This is a genomic window from Streptomyces sp. M92, from assembly GCF_028473745.1.
GTDB lineage: Bacteria > Actinomycetota > Actinomycetes > Streptomycetales > Streptomycetaceae > Streptomyces.
The window spans coordinates 6,009,183-6,028,240 of sequence record NZ_CP101137.1 but is presented as its reverse complement, the minus strand read 5'-3'; the positions used below and the strand labels follow the sequence as shown (position 1 = coordinate 6,028,240).

The following is a 19,058-nucleotide window of genomic DNA, read 5'->3' as shown; positions in this document are numbered from 1 at the left end:
AGGAAGACAGGAGCCGATCAGTGAGCCGCCACCCGCATGTTCTCGACGCCCGCGCGCTCAACCGCGCCACGCTGGCCCGGCAACTGCTGCTCGACCGGGCCGATCTCCCGGTCTCGGACGCTGTCGCACACCTCGGCGGCATGCAGGCGCAGGAGCCGCAGGAACCGTTCGTCGGGCTCTGGTCGAGACTGCGCGCCTTCGAACCGGCCTCGCTCTCCGACCGGCTGACGGGCCGGCAGCTGGTGCGGACCCACCTCATGCGCCGAACCGTCCACCTCGTCACCGCCGACGACGTCCTGGCCTGGCGCTCCCGGCACGACGCCATGCTGCGCCAGAAGGTCCTCGGCGTCTACCGCCGCGAGCTGCGAGGAGTGGATCTCGGTGAACTCGCCGCGGCGGGACGGGAGGTGATGGCCGACGGCGAGCCCCGCTCGATGGGCGAGCTGGCGCGGGCGCTCGCCGGACGCTGGCCGGCCCCGGGGCCACGGGCCCTGGGGGAGATGCTGGCCGCCGCCCTGATCCCGATGGCGCAGCTGCCGCCGCGCGGACTGTGGCGCACCAAGTCGGGCGTACGCTACCTGCCGCTTTCCCGCTGGCTGGGCCGGGAGATCGACCCGCCGGCACCGCACGGCTCCGATCCGGTCGGCCAGGCACTGGTACGGCGCTACCTCGCGGCGTTCGGCCCCGCCGCCTCGGCGGACCTGCGCGCCTGGTGCGGCCTCGCCGGACTGCCGGCGGCCGTCGCCGCCGTCCGCGAGGAGCTGGTCGCCTTCCGCGACGAGCGGGGCCGGGAACTGCTTGACCTGCCCGACGCGCCGCGACCCGATCCCGGCACCCCCGCCCCCGTGCGGTTCCTGCCGGCGTTCGACAACGCGGTCCTCGGCTACCACGACCGGGGCAGGATCATCGACGACGCCCACCGCGGCCTGTCGGTCGCCGGCGCCCGTGTGGTCCTGGTCGACGGCAGGGTCGCCGCGACCTGGAACGTCGAGGCGGACACGGTGACCGTCACCCCGCTGCGCCCCATCTCCCGCGCCGACCGCGCGGCCGTCGCCGAGGAGGGGCGGGCCCTGGCGTCCTTCCTCTCCGACCAGCACAGCGACCGGGTGCGACTCACCGCACCCCTCGACGAGTGACAGCGCTGGAGACGCGATGCCGGTGACCGGCTGACGGACACTGGTTCCACGACGGAACAAATGCGGCGTACACCCATCCTCGGGATCTGCACTCCGGGGGGAGGAGGACGGGCCCGCAGTACACCCAATGCAGTACGCCGGTCCAGCCCCAGGGGCGGATCAAATGAAACAGAAGCCGGGTGAGCATAGGTGGGTATCCCGGAGAGAACGCCTGCGTTCCCATCTGCCGGGTCTCGTCCTGCCCGTATCCGACGGATTGGTCCCAGGTGGCTACGTTCCTTTACCGACTCGGCCGACGCGCGTTCCGGCGCCGCGGTCTCGTCGCCCTGCTCTGGGTGGCCATACTCGTGGGCGCCGGCGTCGCCGCGTCCACCGCGCCCGCCCCGCCCGAAGACTCCTTCTCCATGCCCGGCACCGAGTCCCAGAAGGCGTTCGACCTGCTCGACGAGCGCTTCCCGGCCGCCAGTGCCGAAGGCGCCACGGCGCGGGTCGTCATCCGTGCCCCCGAGGGCGACAAGATCTCCGACCCGGCCGGCAAGGCCAAGGTCGAGGAACTGGTCACCGCCCTCGGCGACGGCCCGCAGGTCGCCTCGGTGGACGACCCGTTCGAGGCGAACGCCGTGAGCCAGGACGGGACCACCGCGTACGCCTCGGTGACGTACAAGGTCAACGCCATGGAGCTGACCGACCAGGCCCGCGAGTCCCTCACCGCCGCCACCGACGACGCGCGCGGCGACGGCTTCACCGTCGAGACCGGCGGCGACGCGGTCATGGCCGAGCAGGAGATGGGCGGCACCGCCGAGCTGATCGGCATCGGCGTCGCGGCCGTCGTACTCCTGCTGACCTTCGGCTCACTGGTCGCGGCCGGCATGCCGCTGCTCTCGGCGATCATCGGCGTCGGCATCGGCATCTCCGCCATCGGGGCGCTCGGCAGCACCCTCGAACTCTCCGCGACGACCTCGACCCTCGCCATGATGATCGGCCTGGCGGTCGCCATCGACTACGCGCTCTTCATCGTCTCGCGCTACCGAGCCGAGATCGCCGAGGGTCGCACCCCCGAGGACGCCGCGGGACGCGCCGTCGGCACGGCCGGCTCCGCCGTCGTCTTCGCCGGGCTCACCGTCATCGTGGCCCTGGCCGGCCTCGCGGTGGTCAACATCCCGATCCTCACCAAGATGGGCCTGGCCGCCGCCGCCACCGTCGCCATCGCCGTGTTGATCGCCCTCACCATGACCCCGGCCCTGCTCGGCTTCGCCGGCAAGAAGGCGCTCAGCCGCAAGGACCGCAAGGCGGCCGCCGGACAGCGCGCGGTGTCCGGCAAGCCGAAGCTCGGCACCCGCTGGGCCCGCTTCGTCCTGCGCCGCCCGGTGACCGTACTGCTCACCGCGGTGATCGGCCTCGGCGCCGTCGCCGTACCGGCCGCGAGCATGGAACTGGGTCTGCCCGACGAGGGCAGCTCCGCGCCGGACACCACGCAGCGCAAGGCCTACGACATGCTGTCCGAGTCCTTCGGCGCCGGGTTCAACGGCCCGCTGATGATCACTGTCGACACCCGGGACGCGGACGACGCGAAGGCCGCCGCCGACACCGTCGGCAAGGAGATCACCGCCCTCGGCGAGGCCGCGGCCGTCACGCCGGCCAACTTCAACGAGCAGGGCGACACGGCCGTCCTCACCGTGGTGCCCAAGACCGGGCCCAGCGACGCGGCCACCGAGGACCTGGTCAAGGAGATCCGCTCGCTGTCCGGGGACATCGAGTCCGAGACCGGCGCGACCATGCTGGTCACCGGCATGACCGCGATGACGATCGACTTCTCCCAGACCCTGGACGACGCGCTGATCCCGTACCTGGCCCTGGTCGTCGGCCTCGCCTTCCTGCTGCTGATGCTGGTGTTCCGCTCGGTCCTCGTCCCGCTGAAGGCGGCCCTGGGCTTCCTGCTCTCGGTGGCGGCGGCGCTCGGCGCGGTGGTCGCGGTCTTCCAGTGGGGGTGGCTCGCGGACGTGTTCGGCGTGGACCAGCCGGGTCCGATCATGTCGATGATGCCCATCTTCATGATCGGTGTGGTCTTCGGCCTGGCGATGGACTACGAGGTCTTCCTCGTGACCCGGATGCGCGAGGCCTACGTCCACGGCTCGTCCGCCGCCGAGTCCGTCACCACCGGCTTCACCCACGGCGGCCGGGTCGTCGCGGCCGCCGCGATCATCATGATCAGCGTCTTCTCCGGCTTCATCATGGAGAACGACGACATGATCAAGATGATGGGCTTCGGCCTCGCCATCGCGGTCCTCTTCGACGCCTTCGTCGTCCGCATGGCCATCGTGCCCGCCGTGCTCGCGCTGCTCGGCACCAAGGCGTGGTGGCTGCCGAAGTGGCTGGACCGCATCCTGCCGAACGTCGACGTCGAGGGCGAGAAGCTCCACAAGGAACTCGGCGACGCCTCCGGACCCGCGGAGCCCACCCGCGAGCCCGAGACGGCCGGAGTCTGACACCCGCACCACCGCGGCGCTGCCCGGCCTGGACCACCAGGCCGGGCGGCGCCCCCGCTCAGAGGTCCCTGGAGGCGTCGGTCAGCGCCTCGTCCAGGATGTCGACGCCCCGGGCGATCTCGTCGTCGCCCGCGGTCAGCGGGGGTGCGATGCGGAAGGTGCCTCCCATCCCCGGCAGCTGGACGATGTTCATGTGCAGCCCGAGCTCGAAGCAGCGCCGGGTGACGGCCGCGCCGAGCCGGTCCGCGCCGCCAGGACCGAGTACCTCGTCGCCGACCAGTTCCATGCCCAGGAGCAGCCCCCGGCCGCGGACGTCGCCCACCACCTCGTGGCGGGCGGCGAGCTTGTCGAGCCGGTCGCGCAGGGCCGTGCCGAGCACCCGGGCACGCTCGTCGAGGCGGTCGCGGACCAGGACGTCCAGGACGGTGTTGCCCACCGCGGCCGGCAGCGGGTCGCTGACGTGGGTGGTGAAGAACAGGAACCCCCGGTCGTGGGCGCGCTGCTCGATCTCCGGGCTGGTCAGCACGGCGGCCAGCGGGAGCCCCGCGCCGAGCGTCTTGGACACGGTGAGGATGTCCGGAACGACGCCCTCGTGCTGGAAGGCGTACCAGTCACCGGTGCGGCACAGCCCGGTCTGGGCCTCGTCGAGGATCAGCAGCATCCCGCGCTCCCGGCACTTCTCGGCCAGCGCGGTGAGGTAGCCGGGCGGCGGCTCGACGACGCCGCCGGAGCTGAGGATCGGCTCGACCAGGCAGGCGGCCAGGGAGCCGACCGACTGGGCGTCGATCATCTCGAAACCCAGGTCGAGCTGACGGCGCCAGTCGAGGTTGCCCTCGGCGTCGACGAGGGCGGGCCGGTGCCGGTCGGGCACCGGCAGCGCGAAGTTGCCCGGGGCGGCGGGCCCGTACCCCTTGCGGCCCGCGCTGTACGTGGCGTTCGCGGCGGCCTGGGTCATGCCGTGCCAGGACCGGGCGAAGGAGACGATCTCGTGGCGGCCGGTGACGAGTTTCGCCATCCGCACCGCGGCCTCGTTCGCCTCCGCCCCGGTGGTCAGCAGCAGCGCCTTGTCCAGCGGTGCGGGCAGGGTGCCGGCGAGCCGGCGCGCCAGCTCGACCACCGGCGGGCTCAGCATGCCGCTGTGCAGGTGGTCCAGGCGCGCGACCTGCTCGCGCACCGTCGAGACGATCGCCGGGTGGGAGTGCCCGAGGATCGCGCTCATCTGACCGGAGGTGAAGTCGAGCAGCTCACGACCGCTCTCGGTGAACACCGATGTGCCCGCGGCGCGCACGACCAGCTCCGGTGAGAAGGAGCCGTGACCGGAGTAGCGGACGAGGTGACGCTCGGGGTCGGCGTATGCAGTCTCGGAAGGCATGCGACCGACGTTAGGGAGGGGTGCTGCGCGTGTCCATCGCACACTTTCGACTCTGCTGTTCGCGACAGCCGTACAGGGATTTACAATCGGCCACGTGCTCAATTCGGGACGGCTGCGACTGCTCAGCCTGCTGGACACCCTCGGGACCGTCCGCGCGGTCGCCGACACGCTGCACCTGAGCGCGTCGACGGTCTCCCAGCAGCTGGCGGTGCTCGAGACCGAGACCCGGTGCCCGCTGCTGGAGCGGACGGGCCGGCGCGTCCGGCTGACCCCGGCCGGACTCCTGCTGGCCCGGCGGGGCCGGGAGATCCTGGACCGCATGGCCGAGACCGAGGCCGAGCTGCGTGCCCTGAACGACGAACCCAGCGGCACCGTGCGTCTCGGGGTGTTCCAGAGCGCGATCTACACCCTCGCGGTACCGGCCGCCACCCGCCTCGCGACCAGCCACCCGCACCTGCGCGTGGAACTGACCGAGATGGAGCCGCACGAAAGCGGACCCGCCCTGCGCTCCGGCGAGGCGGACGTCATCGTGACCACCACCGACTACACCGGCCTGTCCTGGGGGACGGACCTCGAAGTCACGTCCCTCGGCACCGACTCGGTCGTACTGGTACTGCCGCGCGCCCACCCGCTGGCCTCGCGGACCACGGTGAGTCTCGCCGCCTGCAAGGACGAGACCTGGGCCTGCGACCGGCCGCAGTCGTACATGGCCGACCTGACCCTGCGGCTGTGCCGTGAGTCGGGCTTCGAGCCCCGTGTGGCCTGCCGGTTCAGCAACTACCTGATGCTGCTGCGGCACGTCGAGACGACCGGGTCGATCGCCCTGCTGCCCGCCCTGGCCGTCACCCCGGACCATGCCGTCGTCACCCGTGGGCTCAACCCTCCGGTGCGCCGCAACATCGCCGTCCTCGTGCGGCGCGGCACCACACGACGCGCCGAGGTGAACGCGGTGATCGCCGCGCTGCGCGACCACCCGGAGCTCCCGGCCCTGGCCGCCCCCGGCCGGCACCCGGGAGGCGAGGAACACCCGCCCGCGCCGTGAGCGGACGGAGGGAACCGGCGGTGGAGCATCCCCACCATGTTCCGCGTCGCGAAGTGCCGGGCGCGGTTGATGGCGGAGTCCACCAACGCTCGGGCAGGTCACGCCAGGGCGCCCCGGTCGGCGACCGCCGGAGCGAGACCGATGATCAGGGGTACGGCTAGTCACCCATGAACCACAAGTAGCTGCCCGGCGTCGCCGCACACGCTTCAAGGAGGCGGTCGAGGTCGAGCAGAGCCGCCTTCTGCCGGTCGTCGGTACACCTTTGTGCCAGAGCGGCGACTTCCTGGCGGGCGAGTTGAGCTTCCTGTTCGTTGAACAGCGTGTCTCCGTACGGATCCACCCAGCCGAGCTTCCCCGAGCCATGCCGGTCGAGGCTGCTGAGTACTCTCGCCAACGCTTCACCGTGCTCGTACGAACCCCGCAGCAAGGTGTCCCGGAACGATCCCTTTCGCGACGGTCGCGACGAGTGCAGTTCCAGCTCGATCCCCATGACTCCTCCCTCAGCCCTCAGCCTCAGACGCGGAAGCTTCCAGTTTCCTCGCCTTCGGGACCGCCGAGAGTGCCCGCCGCCGGTTCGCAGCCGGGCCCTCGGCGCAGGCGCGTCCGGTCAGTGGCGGACGGAGGCCGGGTCCTCGGCGTCGGCCTCTCCGGCGGCCCTGAACTCCACGGCGACCACGCCGTCGACGCGTCGGCAGAGCTCCTCCAGCACGGGGACGGGCACGTCGCCCGGGAGCCGGCCGCTGAGGACGACATGGCCGTGGGCCACGTCCACCTGCACCGACGACGGAGCCAGACCGAGCGACTTGACCAGGGCCTCCTCGATGATCTCGGTCCGGATCGCCCGGTCCGTGCGCAGGAAGACCCGCAGCAGGTCGCTCCGGCTGACGACCCCGATCAGCCGACCCGCCTCGTCGACGACGAGGAGCCGCTTGATGCCGTGCCGGGCCATCACGCGGGCGGCGTCGACGACGCTCCAGTCCTCGCGCGCGCAGACGGCGGGCGACGTCATCAGCCCGGCCGCGTCCGTGGCGGACGCCTTGGCGTCGGCCGGCCGGGGCACTTCCCCGTCACCGGGAGGGGCGTCCGGCTCCCCGCCCCACATCTTCCGCAGGAGGTCCGCCTCCGACACCACCCCCACCGGCCGGTCCTCCCCGTCGACGACGGGCACCGCGGTGATGTCGTACTCCTGCAGCAGGTGGGCGATCTCCTTGAACGGCGTTCCGGGCTGGGCCCGGACCACGGCGTCGCTCATCAGATCGCTCACCTTCTGGTGCTTCATCGAGGGTCTCTCCTCCGCTGCCGGCCGGGACGGGCCGGCGTTCGTCCTTCTTGTCATGGGAAACGGTCCGTCGGCCCGGTGAGTGCCCCACGCCTCACGCGTTCGGGCTGATCAGGAGCAGGGCGACGTCGTCGCCGGGGGCGGGCGTGTGCCGGATCAGGGCGTCGGCCATGGCGTCGAGGTCACCGGGGTCCGCTTGCTCCAGCAGCCCGGCGAGGGCCGCGACCGCGTCGTCCAGGTCGACGCCGGGCGCCTCGACGAGCCCGTCGGTGTACAGGGCGAGGACACTGCCGGGCGGCAGCGGGAACTCCAGCGCCGGGTAACGGGTGTCCGGCTCGATGCCGAGCAGCAGACCGGGCGGCACGCGGACCAGTTCGGTGCGTCCGTCGGCATGCCGCAGCAGGGGCGGCGGGTGGCCGGCGGTGGCCAGGCAGGCCCGGCGCGTCGCGAGGTCGAAGTGCACGTAGACACAGCTCGTGAAGAGGCCGGGGTCCAGATCGGTGAGCAGGCGGTTGGTGCGGGCCAGGACGTCGTCGGGGGAGGCGCCCACCGTGGCGTGGGCGTGGACGGCGGTCCGGACCTGGCCCATGAGCGCGGCCGCGTCCACGTTGTGGCCCTGGACGTCGCCGATGGCGGCGCCGAAGGTGTGCTCGTCGAGACGGATGAGGTCGTAGAAGTCGCCGCCGACGCCCAGCCCCCGGGCGGCCGGCAGGTAGCGTGCGGCGACCCGCAGACCGGGCACGCGGGGGAGGGTGTGCGGCAGCAGGGCGGACTGCAGGCGGTGGGCGAGGTGGTGCTTGGCGTCGTAGAGCCGGGCACGGTCCAGAGCCTGGCCGACCAGACCGGCCAGCGAGGTCAGAGCGGCGCGCTCGCCCGGTGGGAAGGTGTGGGGCCGCTCGTAGGACAGGAGCAGGGAGCCGATGGGGCGACCGGAGGCGATCAGCGGCAGCACCGCCCAGGCGGCCATCCCGTCCTCGTGCACCATGGCCGGATAGGCGTCGGCCATCTCGTCGAAGGTCGCGAAGAACCCGGCGACGCCCGTGGCCATGACATCGGCGCCGGGCACCTCGGAACTCAGCGGAATACCGTCGAAACGGTCCATCAGCTCGGTGCGGTAGCCGCGGTGGCCCGCGATCCGCAGACGGCCGTCCTCGGCGGTCATCAGCACCATGGCCTGCGCGCCCAGCGCCGGCAGCAACTGGTCGGCGGTCTGCTCGACCACCTCCTGCACGCCGATGGCCTCGGTGAGGGTCGAGGCCAGGTGCATCAGGTGGTACAGCACGGTGGCGCGGCTGGGCCCCGCGGTCGGCAGCGTCCGCGCCGGGGCACCGTCGGCGGGGTCACCGCGAGTGATGCGGACACTGATGCCGGTGGAGTCCGGGTACAGCTCGAAGGCCAGCCAGGTCCGCGGTGGCCGCAGCACCGTGAAGGCCTGCGGCAGACGGCTGACCAGGGCGGCCCGGTAGCGGTCCTCGACCTGGGGGACGTCCATCCACGGCAGCGCCTCCCAGGGCAGCGCACCCACCAGCGCCGCCCGGTCGGCGCCCACCAGGGCGGCCGCGGCCGGGGTGATGAACGTGATGCGTCCGTTCAGGTCCAGCCCGCACGACCCGCCCGGCAGACGGTCGACGAAGGCCGAGAGCGCGGACGCCTCGGCGGGTTCCGGAACGCGACCGGCCGGGGGCCGCAGGGTGCGCGGCCGCTCCGCGGGCAGCAGCGGGGCGCCGCTGTCCGCCGCCTGACGCAGCAGTCCGGCCAGGCGGTGACAGCCCGCCTCGACGACGTCCCGTTCCTCGCGGCTCAGCCGCGACGCATGGGTGCCGGGCCACAGCAGCACCAGTCCGCCCCGTACGACGCCGCCCGAGACGACCGGCGCCGCCCCCAGCGCGAAGTCGTACGGCAGCACGAGCGCCGGCCGGGGGTACTGGCGCGCCATCTCCTCCCGGCCACCCACCCACACCAGGCGCTGCTCGCGCACGGCGTCCGCCACCGGCATCGGATCGGTCGGCGCGACACGCCGCCACGGCACGGCGATGTCCTGGGGGACCCCCGCCGTCATGACCAGCCACAAGGCGTCTTCGCGCGGGGGCAGCACGTACAGCAGCCCTCCGTAGGCACCGCTGTCGCGCACCACGGCGGTCATCGCCGTGTCCATCGCGGTGTCCATGGTGGTGCGCATCAGATGTCCGCCCGCCGACGGCCGAGTCTCACGGGAGCCGGCGGGACCGCCCGACGCCGGCCACACCGAACATCACCCATATGAGGACACTACGCCCGCTTCCCCGCGGCGGCATGCGAGGACGTGACCGTCCGTACTCCGTCAGTGGTCCCACACGTCCGGGCCACCGCCGCGCCACTCGACGACGGACGACCGGACCACGTCCATCTCGTCCCAGTCCTGCAGACCGGCTTCCTGAAGGAAGCGGGCGACGTCCCGCACGCCGTAGGCCCGGCCCAGGACCTCTCCGTCCACGCGTACCCGGCGCCCGCCCTCGTCGTCGGGCGGGTACACGATCACGGGCGGTGCGGACGTCATGACACCAGCGTGCGGCCGGAACCGGCGGCACGCATGCCGGGGGGCGAGTGCGGAGGCAGCGCGTGTGCGGGGGCGGCGCGCCGCTCATAGGCTGGTACCGCTCGGGGACATCACGTGGAGAGGCCTGTCCATGCCCCGGTCGATCTGGAGCGGCGCCATCTCGTTCGGCCTGGTCACCGTGCCGATCCACGTGGTCGGCGCGACCGAGGACCACAGCATCCGTTTCCACCGCTACCACCTGGCCGACCAGGGCCGGATACGGACCCGGAAGGTCTGCGAGCTCGAGGACCGGGAGGTCCGTGCCGACGAGATCGGCAAGGGGTACGAGCTCGCCAGCACCCAGGTGGTGCCCGTCACCGACGAGGACCTGAGGGAGCTGCCGCTGCCGACGGCGAAGGCCATCGAGATCGTGGCGTTCGTGCCGCTCGCGTCCGTGGACCCGATCCGGATCGGCGACGGCTACTACCTGCAGCCGGACGGGCAGGTGGCGGCCAAACCGTACAAGCTGCTGCGGCAGGCGCTCGCCCGGTCGGCGAAGGTGGCCGTGGCGAGGTACGCGTGGTCGGGGCGGGAGCGTCTGGGCCTGCTGCGGGTGCGCGGCGAGGCGATCGTGCTGCACGCCATGCGCTGGCCGGACGAGGTCCGCGACCCCTCGTCCCTCACCCCGCCCCCGGTCGAGGTGTCCGAGGAGGAGATCGGCGGGGCGCTGGCGCTGATGGACACGATGACCCGTGAGGATTTGGAGGGCGACGAGTTCCGCGACACCTACACGGAGGCCGTCGCGGAACTCATCGAGGCGAAGCGCGAACACAGGGAGCCGGAGGCGGTGCCGGAAACGGACGAGCGGCCGGGGCAGGTGCTGGACCTGATGGCCGCCCTCCAGGAGTCCGTGTCCAAGGCGAAGGAGTCCCGGGGCGAGGACGATCACGCGGAGGTGCGGGAGCTGCCCGGGCGGAAGAGGGCCCCCGCGAAGAAGGCCCCTGCCGCCAAGAGCCCCAAGACCGCCAAGACCGCCAAGACCGCCAAGGGCGCGGCGAAGGAGCCGGCCGGGAAGAAGCCCGCGGCGAAGAAGGCGGCGGCCCGCGGGCCCAGGAGCGCCTAGCCTTCCCGGCGCTGGGTGAGGGACTGGGGGGAAGCCGGTGATGATGCCGTCCACGCCCAGGCCGGCCATCGTGCGCAGGGCGCCTGGTTCGTCGACCGTCCAGACGTTGATGTCCAAGCCGAGCTCGTGGACGCGGTCGGCGAGGTCCTGGTCGGTGACCGTGTACTGCGGGTCGACCTTGTCGGCCCACCGGCCGAGCCGGACGGTTCCGGTGTCCGTGGGGCGGTCGGCGTCCAGGATGCCGAGGGGGGCGTCCGGCATGAGGGCGTGGAACTCCCGGGCGTCGTCGGTCCGGAAGACTGCACGGCGGGCCGTTCGCGGTCGAGTGCGCGGCGGACGTAACGGGGCTTGCCCCGCAGGGACTCCGCGAAGTCGGTGGCGATGCCGGTGTGGTGCGCGAAGGGGCTGATCTCGGCGAGGAGCCCGGTCCGGGTGGTGCGCACCCTGGAAGCGCCCTCGAGGACGGTGATCAGAGGTTCGCCGGCGTAGTCGTCGTGGAAGCAGGAGCCGGCGTCGAGACGGCGCAGCTCGGCCCAGGTGAAGTCCGAGACGCGGTAGCGGGCCCGGCCGGGGTGGACCTCCTCGATGTCGGTGGTGCGTTCCATGGTGCGGTCGTGGAGGTCGACCAGCCTGCCGTCCTTGGTGCGCGGGATGTCGATCTCGACGAAGTCGGCGCGCTGCTCGACGGCCAGGTCGACGGCGGCCGCGGTGTTCTCCGGGGCCGTTCCGGAGGAGCCCCGGTGCGCGATGACGTCCGGAGCTCCGGCGGTACGCGCGTCGGCCTGCGCGGTGGCCGCGGCGGAGACCAGGGCCCGCCCGCTCAGCACGGCCACGCCCGCGCGCCTCTCGCTCCCCCGCCTCACTTCGGCGTCCCCGTATCGGACGACTCCCTGGAGGCCGGCGGACGCCGGTTGCGGGAAGGCTGCCGCGGCCCGGCGGCGCCGGGATCAGCCGGTGGACCGGAACGGTGAACCGGCTGATCCGAGGCCGAAGGGGCGACTAGGCACCACCACGCTCGGCGCGGTACCCCGTCACCTGCCGACGAGCCCCTCGGGCAGCAGCGACTGGGGGGAGGTGGCCGGATGTCCGATCTCGAGAGAACCGAGCAGACTGTTCAGGAGCGGTCCGCCGGGGACTTCGGAGGAGAGGGCGGGTTCGTGGGCCGCCTCGGCGGCGGGCGCGGCCGCGAGGAGGGCGGTGGCCAGGACGGAGGCACAGGCGAGCTTCTTGATCATGCCGACCTCAACGAACGGCGGCCCGTGCGGAAACGCTTCACGCTCCCCCGCTGCTCCACTCGGGTGCAAGCGGCCGCGGCTTCGTCGCCCCGGGCGACGGCGGATCGGCCAGGGGCGGTTGCCGGTAGCGTGCCGCGGATGAGGGTGGGCACGGAAGAGACCCGGCTGGTCGTGCTGCGCGGCAACAGCGCCTCGGGCAAGTCGTCCGTCGCGGCCGGTGTCCGCGGCAGATTCGGGCGTGGCCTCGCCCTGGTCGGCCAGGACAACCTCCGCCGGACCGTCCTCCGGGAACGGGACCGGCCCGGAGCGGCGAACATCGGCCTCATCGAGCAGACGGCACGTTACGCCCTGGACGCCGGCTACCACGTCGTGGTGGAGGGCATCCTGTACGCCGACCACTACGGCGCCATGCTGGCCCGCCTGCGCGCCGACCACCGCGGCCCCACCCACGGCTACTACCTGGACGTACCGCTCGACGAGACCCTGGCGCGGCACGCCACCAAGCCGAACGCGCACGAGGTCGACGAGGCACGACTGCGTGAGTGGTACCGGCCGCGCGATCTGCTCCGCGAAGGCGTCGAGGCCGTCATCGGCGCCGACAGCACACTCGCCGGGACCGTCGACCGGATCATGCGCGAGACCGGACTGGACGGACTCCCGCCGCTCGAACCCTGACCGTCGGCCCACCGTCCGCGGCCCTACCTCCGGGGTAATCGACCGCCCTCCCACGGCCCCGGCAGGATCGGGGCATCGGCGTGGCCCCGACGGACAGCCGCCGGGAGCCGCCGCGATCCGAAGAGGAGAAGACGATGCCGGTGTCCCCCGAGTCCACCGCGGATCCGACGATTGCGACCACCGAGGCGACCCGCGCCGTCGTGCGGGCCTTCCTCGCCGCCCGGCTCGCCGGCGACACCGATCGCCTCGCCGGACTCTTCGCCGACGAGGTCGACTGGCTGCTGGCGGACAACCCCACCGTCCCCTGGATCCGGCCGCGCTCCACGGCCGCCGAATGTGCCGCACAGTCCGAGGAGCTGACGGCCCACACCGTGCCCGAGGACGCGCACGCCAGTGTGGACGCCTTCCTCGTCGACGGCACCGACGCCGTCCTGACGGGCTACCTCTCCGGAACGGTACGTGCCACGGGAAAGTCCTTCGAGGGCCCGTTCGCGCTGCGCCTCACCGTCGAGGGCGGCAGGATCACCCGGCATCACCTGTACGAGAACAGCCTTTCGATCGCCGAGGCCTGCTCACCGACCGGAACCGAGGCTTAGCGGAGCGTGTACCTGGAAACGACTACTCCCGAACGGTCGTCGAAACGACGGTCGGCCGACACGGGGAGGGGTCTTTCGTGGACGTGCCCTTATATCTGAGGCCGCGGGTGGAACCGCCGCTCGCCTCACTGCTGGGCGCCGCACCGTTCCTGCACTCACTCGTCGACGCCCTCGGATCTCCGCTCAACGTACTGTTGCCCGAGACGGTCGCCGAGAACGCGGCGCGCTTCCGGGCCGTCTACCGCCGCCACCGTCTCACCGGCCGGCTCTACTTCGCGCACAAGGCGAACCGTTCCAGCGCCCTGGTGCGCAGACTGGCGGCCGAGGACCCGGCGGCCGTCGGAGTCGACGTCGCGTCGCTCGCGGAGCTGCGGCATGCCTTGAGCTGCGGCTTCACCGGGGACCGGGTCATGGCCACCGGTCCCAAGGACCCGGAGTTCCTGTGGCTGGCGGCCCGGGTCGGTGCCACGGTGAACCTGGACTCGCCGCGTGAGCTGGAGCAACTGGCCTCTCTCGTACGCGCCCACGGGCTCGGCCGGGTCCGTGTGCTGGCGCGCCTGTCCGGCTTCGAGTCGACCGCCGGCCAGCACGGAGCGGGCACCCGCCTGCTGTCCCGGCGCAGCCGCTTCGGAACACCCGTGCGGGACGCGCGGGCACTCTGGTCGGCCCTGGAGCGGCATTCGGACGCCGTGGAACTCACCGGTCTCGCCTATCACTTGGACACCACCGGCCTGGAGGAGAAGGTCCGTGCCCTGGAACAGTGCGTGCTGCTCATGGACGCCTGCCGCGAGCGGGGCCTCGCGCCGCGTGCCGTCGACATCGGCGGCGGCTTCGGCGTCGGCTACGTAGCCGACGCGGGGGAGTGGCAGCGCTGGACCACCGCGCTCAGCGAGGCGGTCCTCGGCGGCCGCCCGCCCCTGACCTGGCGCGGCCACGGCTACGGGCTGCGCAACGAGGGCGGCACGGTGCGCGGGTCCGTCGCCCTGTACCCCGGCCACCGCCCCGACGCCGGCCCCGGCTACCTCGACGAGCTGCTCTCGCTCCCGGCGCCGGTCCTGGGCCGGGAGTCGGGCAGGCTCCTCCTCGAGCACCTCCACGACCTCCACATCGAACCCGGCCGTTCCCTCGTCGACCAGTGCGGACTGTCGCTGGCACGGGTGCTGGACGTCCGGGGCACCGGCGCGGGCCCGGACCCGTACCTGGTGCGTCTGGGCATGAACGCGGGAGACGTGAGCCTGGAGGAGCACGGAGTGCTGATGGATCCCGTGCTGCTGTCCCGCGGCGACCCGCCGGGGGACGGCCCGGGCGGCGACCCGGAGCCGGAGGCCCCGGTCGGCGTCCACCTGGTCGGCAACCTGTGCCTGGAGGCCGACCTGATCACCCGTCGGCTCGTGTTCCTCCCGAGACTGCCGCGCCCCGGTGACGTGCTGGCCTTCGTCAACACCGCGGGCTACGCGATGGACTTCCACGCCCACCACGCGCAGCGGCAGCCGTCGGCGCGGACCGTGGCCGTGGAGAAGGAAGGCGACTCCTGGCGCTGGTGCCCGGACGAGGACTACTGGCCGATCACACACCCGGGGGGAACGCCCGCATGAGGTACGACAGCATCACGGACGCCATCGGCAACACACCGCTCGTCCGCATCGACCCCGCCGTGCACGGCCTGCGCCACATCGACCTGTACGCGAAGCTGGAGATGCTCAACCCGTTCGGCTCCGTCAAGGACCGTCCCGCCTGGCACATGGCCCGCCCCCACCTGGAAGGCGCGGGCGACGGCGAGGGGACGGTCGTCGAGCTCTCCAGCGGCAACACCGCCAAGGCGCTGGCCCTGCTGGCCGGCATGCACGGCCTGAAGTTCAAGAGCGTCACCAACCGCATGCGCGTACCGGAGATCAAGGAACTGCTCCTGCTCCTGGGCGCCGAGATCGAGGAGCTGCCCGGGCGCAGCGAATGCCTGGACCCGACCGACACGGACGATCCGCTGACCCACTTCCACCAGGCCCTCACCGAGCCGGGCAGCACCTACCTGCACACCGACCAGTACTTCAACCCGCGCAACGTCGAGGCCCACGCCTCCGGCACCGGACCGGAGATCGTCAAGGACCTGGACGGGCGGGCTCCGGACTGGTTCGTGGCCTGTGTCGGCACGGCCGGTTCCTCGACCGGCGTCGCCAGGGTGCTGCGCGAGCACGACCCGGACGTGCGGGTCCTCGGCCTGGTCGCCCACAAGTCCGACTTCATTCCGGGCATCCGCACCATCGACGAGGTCCACCAGGTGGGCCTGTTCGACCCCGCGACGTACGACACGATCGAGTCCGTCACCTCGGGCGAGGCCATCGACGGGATGCTCACCCTGATCCGCCGCTGCGGACTGCTGTCGGGGCCGACCGGGGGCGCCGCCTACCAGGGCGCGGTACGGCACCTGCGGGACGCCGACGAGGCACTGGAGGGGACGGGACGCCGGGAGACCGCGGTGTTCATCGTGTGCGACCGGGCCGAGAGCTACCTCAGCTACGTGCGCGCTCGACGCCCCGGACTGCTGGGCAGGGCGAGCCGGGTGCCCACCCTCGCCGGGCTCACCGAGGACGACGTACGGGCCAACGCCCGTTCCGTGAGCGTCGACGACGCCCGCCGCTGGATCGCCGACAGCGATCCCCGGCCGCTCGTCGTCGACCTGCGCAGCCCGCACGCCTACGCGGCCCTGCACATCGAGGGCTCGGTCAACATCGTCGACGAGCTGTTCGAGGAACTCGTCCGCGGCGGACTTCCCTTCAGTAAACGGACACCGGTGCTGCTGGCCTGTCCGGTGGGCGAGAAGTCGCTGCGCCACGCGGCGCTGCTGACCCGCATGGGCCACCCCGACGTGCGGAGCCTGGCCGGAGGGATCGTCGCCTGGCGGGACGCGGGCGCGCCGCTGGTGCGCGAGTGAGCGCCGGCCACCCGTTCCCGGCCGCCCAGGACCACATGTGGCAGCGGGAGCTGAGGGAGCAGTTCCCCATCGTCACCGCCCACCCGGAGTCGGCCTATCTGGACAGCGCGGCGACCTCCCAGAAGCCGCGGGCCGTACTGGAGGCCGCCCAGGCCTATCTCACGACGTCGAACGCGAACGCCGGCCGGGGCACCTACCCCTGGGCCAACGAGACCACCCGGCTCGTGGAGGACACCAGGGAGCGGGTCAAGGCGTTCCTTCACGATCCGGAACCGGACCGTTCCACCGTCCACTTCACCAGCGGCACCACCGAGGGACTGCGCACCGTGGCCCGCGACTGGCTCGTGCCGTACCTCTCCGACGGCGACGAGATCCTCGTGCCGTTCGCCGACCACCGCGCCAACCTGGACCCGTGGCTCGAAGCCCGGCAGTCGCTGGCCGAACGCGGTGTTCAGGTGCGCGTCCGCGCCCTGCCGTACCAGACGGTGTCGGGCGACTACGACCACCGTGCGCTCGGCGGCCTGGTCGGTCCCCGGACCCGCTTCGTGGCCGCGACCCACGTCCACCACGTCTACGGCGGTGACATGAACGTGCACCGCATCCGCGCGGCGGTCGGCCCGGACGTGCCGATCTGTCTGGACGCGGCCCAGAGCGTCGGCCATCTGCCCGTCGACCTCGCCGACCCGTCGCTGGACGTCGACTTCGTGGTCTTCTCGGGGCACAAGGCGATGGCCCTGCCCGGTTCGGGGGCGGTGTGGGCGCGCAACGCGCGCGGGCCCGTGTTCCGGCCGGGTGGCTGGCAGGGTACGCCCAACACGGTGGGCATCGTCTCGTTAAGGGCCGCGCTGGACTGGCTCGACCGGGCCGGAGTGGACCGGATCGCCCGCTGGACGGCCGGCCTCACGACCCGGCTGACCGACCGGCTGCGGCACCTCGACGCGTACGACGTCCTCGGCTGCCCCGCCAGCCTGGCCGCCGACTCCGTGCTTCCCGGGGACCAGCGGCGCCACGGCATCGTCACCTTCCGGCACCGCGACATCCCCTCGGACGACCTCGGATTCATCCTCTACAGCCACGGCTTCATGGTGCGCGCCGACAGTCTCTGCCAGGCGGGCGCGGAAGACGGGAAGGGGTCGGTGCGGGTGAGCGTGCACGCGTACAACACGGAGGAGGAGATCGACCGCCTGCACGGCGTACTCGCCTCGTTGGCGTGAACCGGCGACCGATGAGGCAACTGATAACCGTTTCCACCTGTAGATTCGGACCCGACCACGACGGGTGCGGATCGGAAGAGGTGGCGCGACCAGATGGGCATCAGCATGGCGGTGGCCGGGACGTGGGTGGAGCGCTGGGAGCGGCAGCAGCAGCGCTACGCCGTGGACCGCGAAGAACGGTTCACGGTGATCACGGATGTCGTCGAGTACGTCACCGCCGGCCGCCCCCGCCCGCTCCTGCTCGACCTCGGGTGCGGTCCGGGCTCCCTGGCCGCCAGGCTCGTCGGCCGCCTGCCGGAGGCGGAGATCGTCGCCGCCGACATGGACCCCCTGCTGCTCGAGCTGGGGCGGACCCACCACGCCGACGCCGCCCGTTACGTGGACACCGTGATCGGCGCCGACGGCTGGACCGACGCCCTCGGGCTGGACCGCCCGCTGGACGCCGCCGTCTCGACCACGGCCCTGCACTACCTCCCCGAACCGGTCCTGCTGGACACCTACCGACGGCTTGCCGCCCTGCTGCGCCCGGGCGGGGTACTCGTCAACGGCGACCACTTCCCGCCCGGCGACGCCTCCTGCGCGGCCATCACGGCGCACGTGGGGCGGCGCCGTGCCGAGCGGACCGGCGGCCACGCCCACGAGGACTGGCACGCGTGGTGGGGCGCGGCCGCGCGGGACCCGGAGCTCGCCGACCTGTACGCCGAGCGTGCGCGGCGCCACGAGGCCCACGGCGGGAGCGGGCGGGGCGAGGACCTCGCGCTGGAGCGGCACGCCGAGTTGCTGGCCGGGGCCGGCTTCCGTCATGTCGCGCCGGTCTGGAGGTTCGGCGACAGCGCGGTGCTGGTGGCGGTCATGGGTGACTGACCGGGGCGGGGCAGGGCCCTGAGCGCCGGGTCAGAGCGCGAGACTCATCAGGATCTCGTCGCGGTCGTCGCCGGGCGCCACGCGCAGCGCGCCCGGCCACCGGCCGACCTCGGACCAGCCCACCCCGCGGTAGAAGTCCTCGAGGCCCAGACCGTCCCGCACCGTGAGCCGCAGCCGTTCCAGGCCCATCTCCTCGCGGGCGATCGCGGGGAGCCGGCGCATCAGGGCGGCTCCGACGCCCGTACCGCGGAAACGGACGTGGGTCTGAAGGTGGTTCACCGTTCCGCAGTGCGCTTCCAGGGCGTGCGCCTCGCGGCGCAGCAGCACCCAGCCCGCGAGAGCGTCCCCGACGGAGGCCAGGAGCAATCGACCGCGCTGTGGAGCGAGCCCCCGCAGGATCGCGTCCACCGCCGGTTCCAGCTGCCGCGGGGAGACCGGCGGAAGGGGGCAGCCCATGGGCACGACCGCGCCCCCGGCGTTGATGACCGTCGCCCAGCACTCCCCGAGATCCCGTCGTACGGATTCGGTGGCGTCCTGATCCCGCATCAGCTGCGCGAACGCGGGTGCGTGTACCGTCTCGTGCGCTGTCACG

Annotated in this window: 17 protein-coding genes and 2 pseudogenes; 10 read left to right on the top strand and 9 right to left on the bottom strand. The window is 72.5% G+C overall.

Annotated elements, in window-relative coordinates; translation table 11 throughout:
* Positions 1 to 20: 20 nt before the first annotated feature.
* Both M6G08_RS27500 and M6G08_RS27495 read left to right on the top strand, forming a co-directional pair.
* Entirely contained in the window at positions 21 to 1,136 is a 1,116-nt protein-coding gene (locus M6G08_RS27500; RefSeq protein ID WP_272589812.1) for a winged helix DNA-binding domain-containing protein, read from the top strand.
* Positions 1,137 to 1,402: 266 nt separating this feature from the next.
* On the top strand, positions 1,403 to 3,622 hold the full coding sequence (locus M6G08_RS27495; protein ID WP_272589811.1) for an MMPL family transporter: 2,220 nt from the start codon (positions 1,403 to 1,405) through the stop codon (positions 3,620 to 3,622).
* Positions 3,623 to 3,680: 58 nt separating this feature from the next.
* On the opposite strand, the gene M6G08_RS27490 is transcribed toward M6G08_RS27495, so the two are convergent.
* Positions 3,681 to 4,994 (bottom strand): aspartate aminotransferase family protein, encoded by a 1,314-nt coding sequence (locus M6G08_RS27490; RefSeq protein ID WP_272589810.1) that lies wholly within the window; start codon positions 4,992 to 4,994, stop codon positions 3,681 to 3,683.
* Positions 4,995 to 5,088: 94 nt separating this feature from the next.
* On the opposite strand from M6G08_RS27490, the gene M6G08_RS27485 reads away from it, so the two are divergent.
* Positions 5,089 to 6,036, top strand: a complete 948-nt coding sequence (locus M6G08_RS27485; RefSeq protein WP_272589809.1) for a LysR family transcriptional regulator — start codon at positions 5,089 to 5,091, stop codon at positions 6,034 to 6,036.
* A gap of 157 nt (positions 6,037 to 6,193) precedes the next feature.
* Here M6G08_RS27485 and M6G08_RS27480 read toward each other — a convergent pair whose 3' ends face one another.
* From M6G08_RS27480 to M6G08_RS27465, 4 genes are all read right to left on the bottom strand, one after another.
* Positions 6,194 to 6,526, bottom strand: a complete 333-nt coding sequence (locus M6G08_RS27480; protein ID WP_272589808.1) for a hypothetical protein — start codon at positions 6,524 to 6,526, stop codon at positions 6,194 to 6,196.
* A gap of 117 nt (positions 6,527 to 6,643) precedes the next feature.
* Positions 6,644 to 7,315: a CBS domain-containing protein gene (locus M6G08_RS27475; RefSeq protein ID WP_272589807.1), complete on the bottom strand. Its 672-nt coding sequence runs from the start codon at positions 7,313 to 7,315 to the stop codon at positions 6,644 to 6,646.
* 94 nt (positions 7,316 to 7,409) lie between these two features.
* Positions 7,410 to 9,494 carry a SpoIIE family protein phosphatase gene (locus M6G08_RS27470; protein WP_272589806.1) on the bottom strand — a complete coding sequence of 695 codons (2,085 nt, stop codon included), beginning with the start codon at positions 9,492 to 9,494 and terminating at the stop codon, positions 7,410 to 7,412.
* Between the two features lie 141 nt (positions 9,495 to 9,635).
* Positions 9,636 to 9,851: a hypothetical protein gene (locus M6G08_RS27465; RefSeq protein WP_272589805.1), complete on the bottom strand. Its 216-nt coding sequence runs from the start codon at positions 9,849 to 9,851 to the stop codon at positions 9,636 to 9,638.
* Between the two features lie 130 nt (positions 9,852 to 9,981).
* Here M6G08_RS27465 and ku point away from each other — a divergent pair, with 130 nt between their 5' ends.
* Entirely contained in the window at positions 9,982 to 10,953 is a 972-nt protein-coding gene (gene ku / locus M6G08_RS27460) for a non-homologous end joining protein Ku (RefSeq protein ID WP_272589804.1), read from the top strand.
* An 87-nt stretch (positions 10,954 to 11,040) separates the two neighbouring features.
* Here ku and M6G08_RS27455 read toward each other — a convergent pair.
* From M6G08_RS27455 to M6G08_RS27445, 3 genes and pseudogenes are all read right to left on the bottom strand, one after another.
* A pseudogene (locus M6G08_RS27455) lies at positions 11,041 to 11,214 on the bottom strand (hydrolase); the annotation flags it as partial.
* 245 nt (positions 11,215 to 11,459) lie between these two features.
* Positions 11,460 to 11,780: pseudogene (locus tag M6G08_RS27450) on the bottom strand (glycerophosphodiester phosphodiesterase family protein); the annotation flags it as partial.
* Positions 11,781 to 11,984: 204 nt separating this feature from the next.
* Positions 11,985 to 12,188, bottom strand: a complete 204-nt coding sequence (locus tag M6G08_RS27445) for a hypothetical protein (protein WP_272589803.1) — start codon at positions 12,186 to 12,188, stop codon at positions 11,985 to 11,987.
* A gap of 138 nt (positions 12,189 to 12,326) precedes the next feature.
* On the opposite strand from M6G08_RS27445, the gene M6G08_RS27440 reads away from it, so the two are divergent.
* From M6G08_RS27440 to M6G08_RS27415, 6 genes are all read left to right on the top strand, one after another.
* On the top strand, positions 12,327 to 12,863 hold the full coding sequence (locus M6G08_RS27440; protein ID WP_443048981.1) for an AAA family ATPase: 537 nt from the start codon (positions 12,327 to 12,329) through the stop codon (positions 12,861 to 12,863).
* A gap of 134 nt (positions 12,864 to 12,997) precedes the next feature.
* On the top strand, positions 12,998 to 13,459 hold the full coding sequence (locus M6G08_RS27435; protein ID WP_272589801.1) for a nuclear transport factor 2 family protein: 462 nt from the start codon (positions 12,998 to 13,000) through the stop codon (positions 13,457 to 13,459).
* A gap of 77 nt (positions 13,460 to 13,536) precedes the next feature.
* Positions 13,537 to 15,054 carry a Y4yA family PLP-dependent enzyme gene (locus tag M6G08_RS27430; protein ID WP_272589800.1) on the top strand — a complete coding sequence of 506 codons (1,518 nt, stop codon included), beginning with the start codon at positions 13,537 to 13,539 and terminating at the stop codon, positions 15,052 to 15,054.
* Positions 15,051 to 16,388, top strand: a complete 1,338-nt coding sequence (locus M6G08_RS27425; RefSeq protein WP_272589799.1) for a pyridoxal-phosphate dependent enzyme — start codon at positions 15,051 to 15,053, stop codon at positions 16,386 to 16,388. The genes M6G08_RS27430 and M6G08_RS27425 overlap by 4 nt, the downstream gene beginning before the upstream one ends.
* A gap of 35 nt (positions 16,389 to 16,423) precedes the next feature.
* A complete protein-coding gene (locus M6G08_RS27420; protein ID WP_272591446.1) occupies positions 16,424 to 17,602 on the top strand; it encodes an aminotransferase class V-fold PLP-dependent enzyme in 1,179 nt (392 codons plus the stop codon).
* Between the two features lie 93 nt (positions 17,603 to 17,695).
* Positions 17,696 to 18,466: a class I SAM-dependent methyltransferase gene (locus M6G08_RS27415; protein WP_272589798.1), complete on the top strand. Its 771-nt coding sequence runs from the start codon at positions 17,696 to 17,698 to the stop codon at positions 18,464 to 18,466.
* Positions 18,467 to 18,496: 30 nt separating this feature from the next.
* Here M6G08_RS27415 and M6G08_RS27410 read toward each other — a convergent pair whose 3' ends face one another.
* Positions 18,497 to 19,057 carry a GNAT family N-acetyltransferase gene (locus M6G08_RS27410; RefSeq protein WP_272589797.1) on the bottom strand — a complete coding sequence of 187 codons (561 nt, stop codon included), beginning with the start codon at positions 19,055 to 19,057 and terminating at the stop codon, positions 18,497 to 18,499.
* Between the last annotated feature and the right edge of the window lies 1 nt (position 19,058).

What these genes read in the sequence shown, in the direction of transcription:
- M6G08_RS27470 (WP_272589806.1), bottom strand. Translation starts at nt 9,494, where the DNA reads ATGCGCACCACCATGGACACCGCGATGGACACGGCGATGACCGCCGTG.
- M6G08_RS27475 (WP_272589807.1), bottom strand. Translation starts at nt 7,315, where the DNA reads ATGAAGCACCAGAAGGTGAGCGATCTGATGAGCGACGCCGTGGTCCGG.
- M6G08_RS27425 (WP_272589799.1), top strand. Translation starts at nt 15,051, where the DNA reads ATGAGGTACGACAGCATCACGGACGCCATCGGCAACACACCGCTCGTC.
- M6G08_RS27440 (WP_443048981.1), top strand. Translation starts at nt 12,327, where the DNA reads ATGAGGGTGGGCACGGAAGAGACCCGGCTGGTCGTGCTGCGCGGCAAC.
- M6G08_RS27445 (WP_272589803.1), bottom strand. Translation starts at nt 12,188, where the DNA reads ATGATCAAGAAGCTCGCCTGTGCCTCCGTCCTGGCCACCGCCCTCCTC.
- M6G08_RS27490 (WP_272589810.1), bottom strand. Translation starts at nt 4,994, where the DNA reads ATGCCTTCCGAGACTGCATACGCCGACCCCGAGCGTCACCTCGTCCGC.
- ku (WP_272589804.1), top strand. Translation starts at nt 9,982, where the DNA reads ATGCCCCGGTCGATCTGGAGCGGCGCCATCTCGTTCGGCCTGGTCACC.
- M6G08_RS27465 (WP_272589805.1), bottom strand. Translation starts at nt 9,851, where the DNA reads ATGACGTCCGCACCGCCCGTGATCGTGTACCCGCCCGACGACGAGGGC.
- M6G08_RS27480 (WP_272589808.1), bottom strand. Translation starts at nt 6,526, where the DNA reads ATGGGGATCGAGCTGGAACTGCACTCGTCGCGACCGTCGCGAAAGGGA.
- M6G08_RS27415 (WP_272589798.1), top strand. Translation starts at nt 17,696, where the DNA reads ATGGGCATCAGCATGGCGGTGGCCGGGACGTGGGTGGAGCGCTGGGAG.
- M6G08_RS27435 (WP_272589801.1), top strand. Translation starts at nt 12,998, where the DNA reads ATGCCGGTGTCCCCCGAGTCCACCGCGGATCCGACGATTGCGACCACC.
- M6G08_RS27420 (WP_272591446.1), top strand. Translation starts at nt 16,424, where the DNA reads ATGTGGCAGCGGGAGCTGAGGGAGCAGTTCCCCATCGTCACCGCCCAC.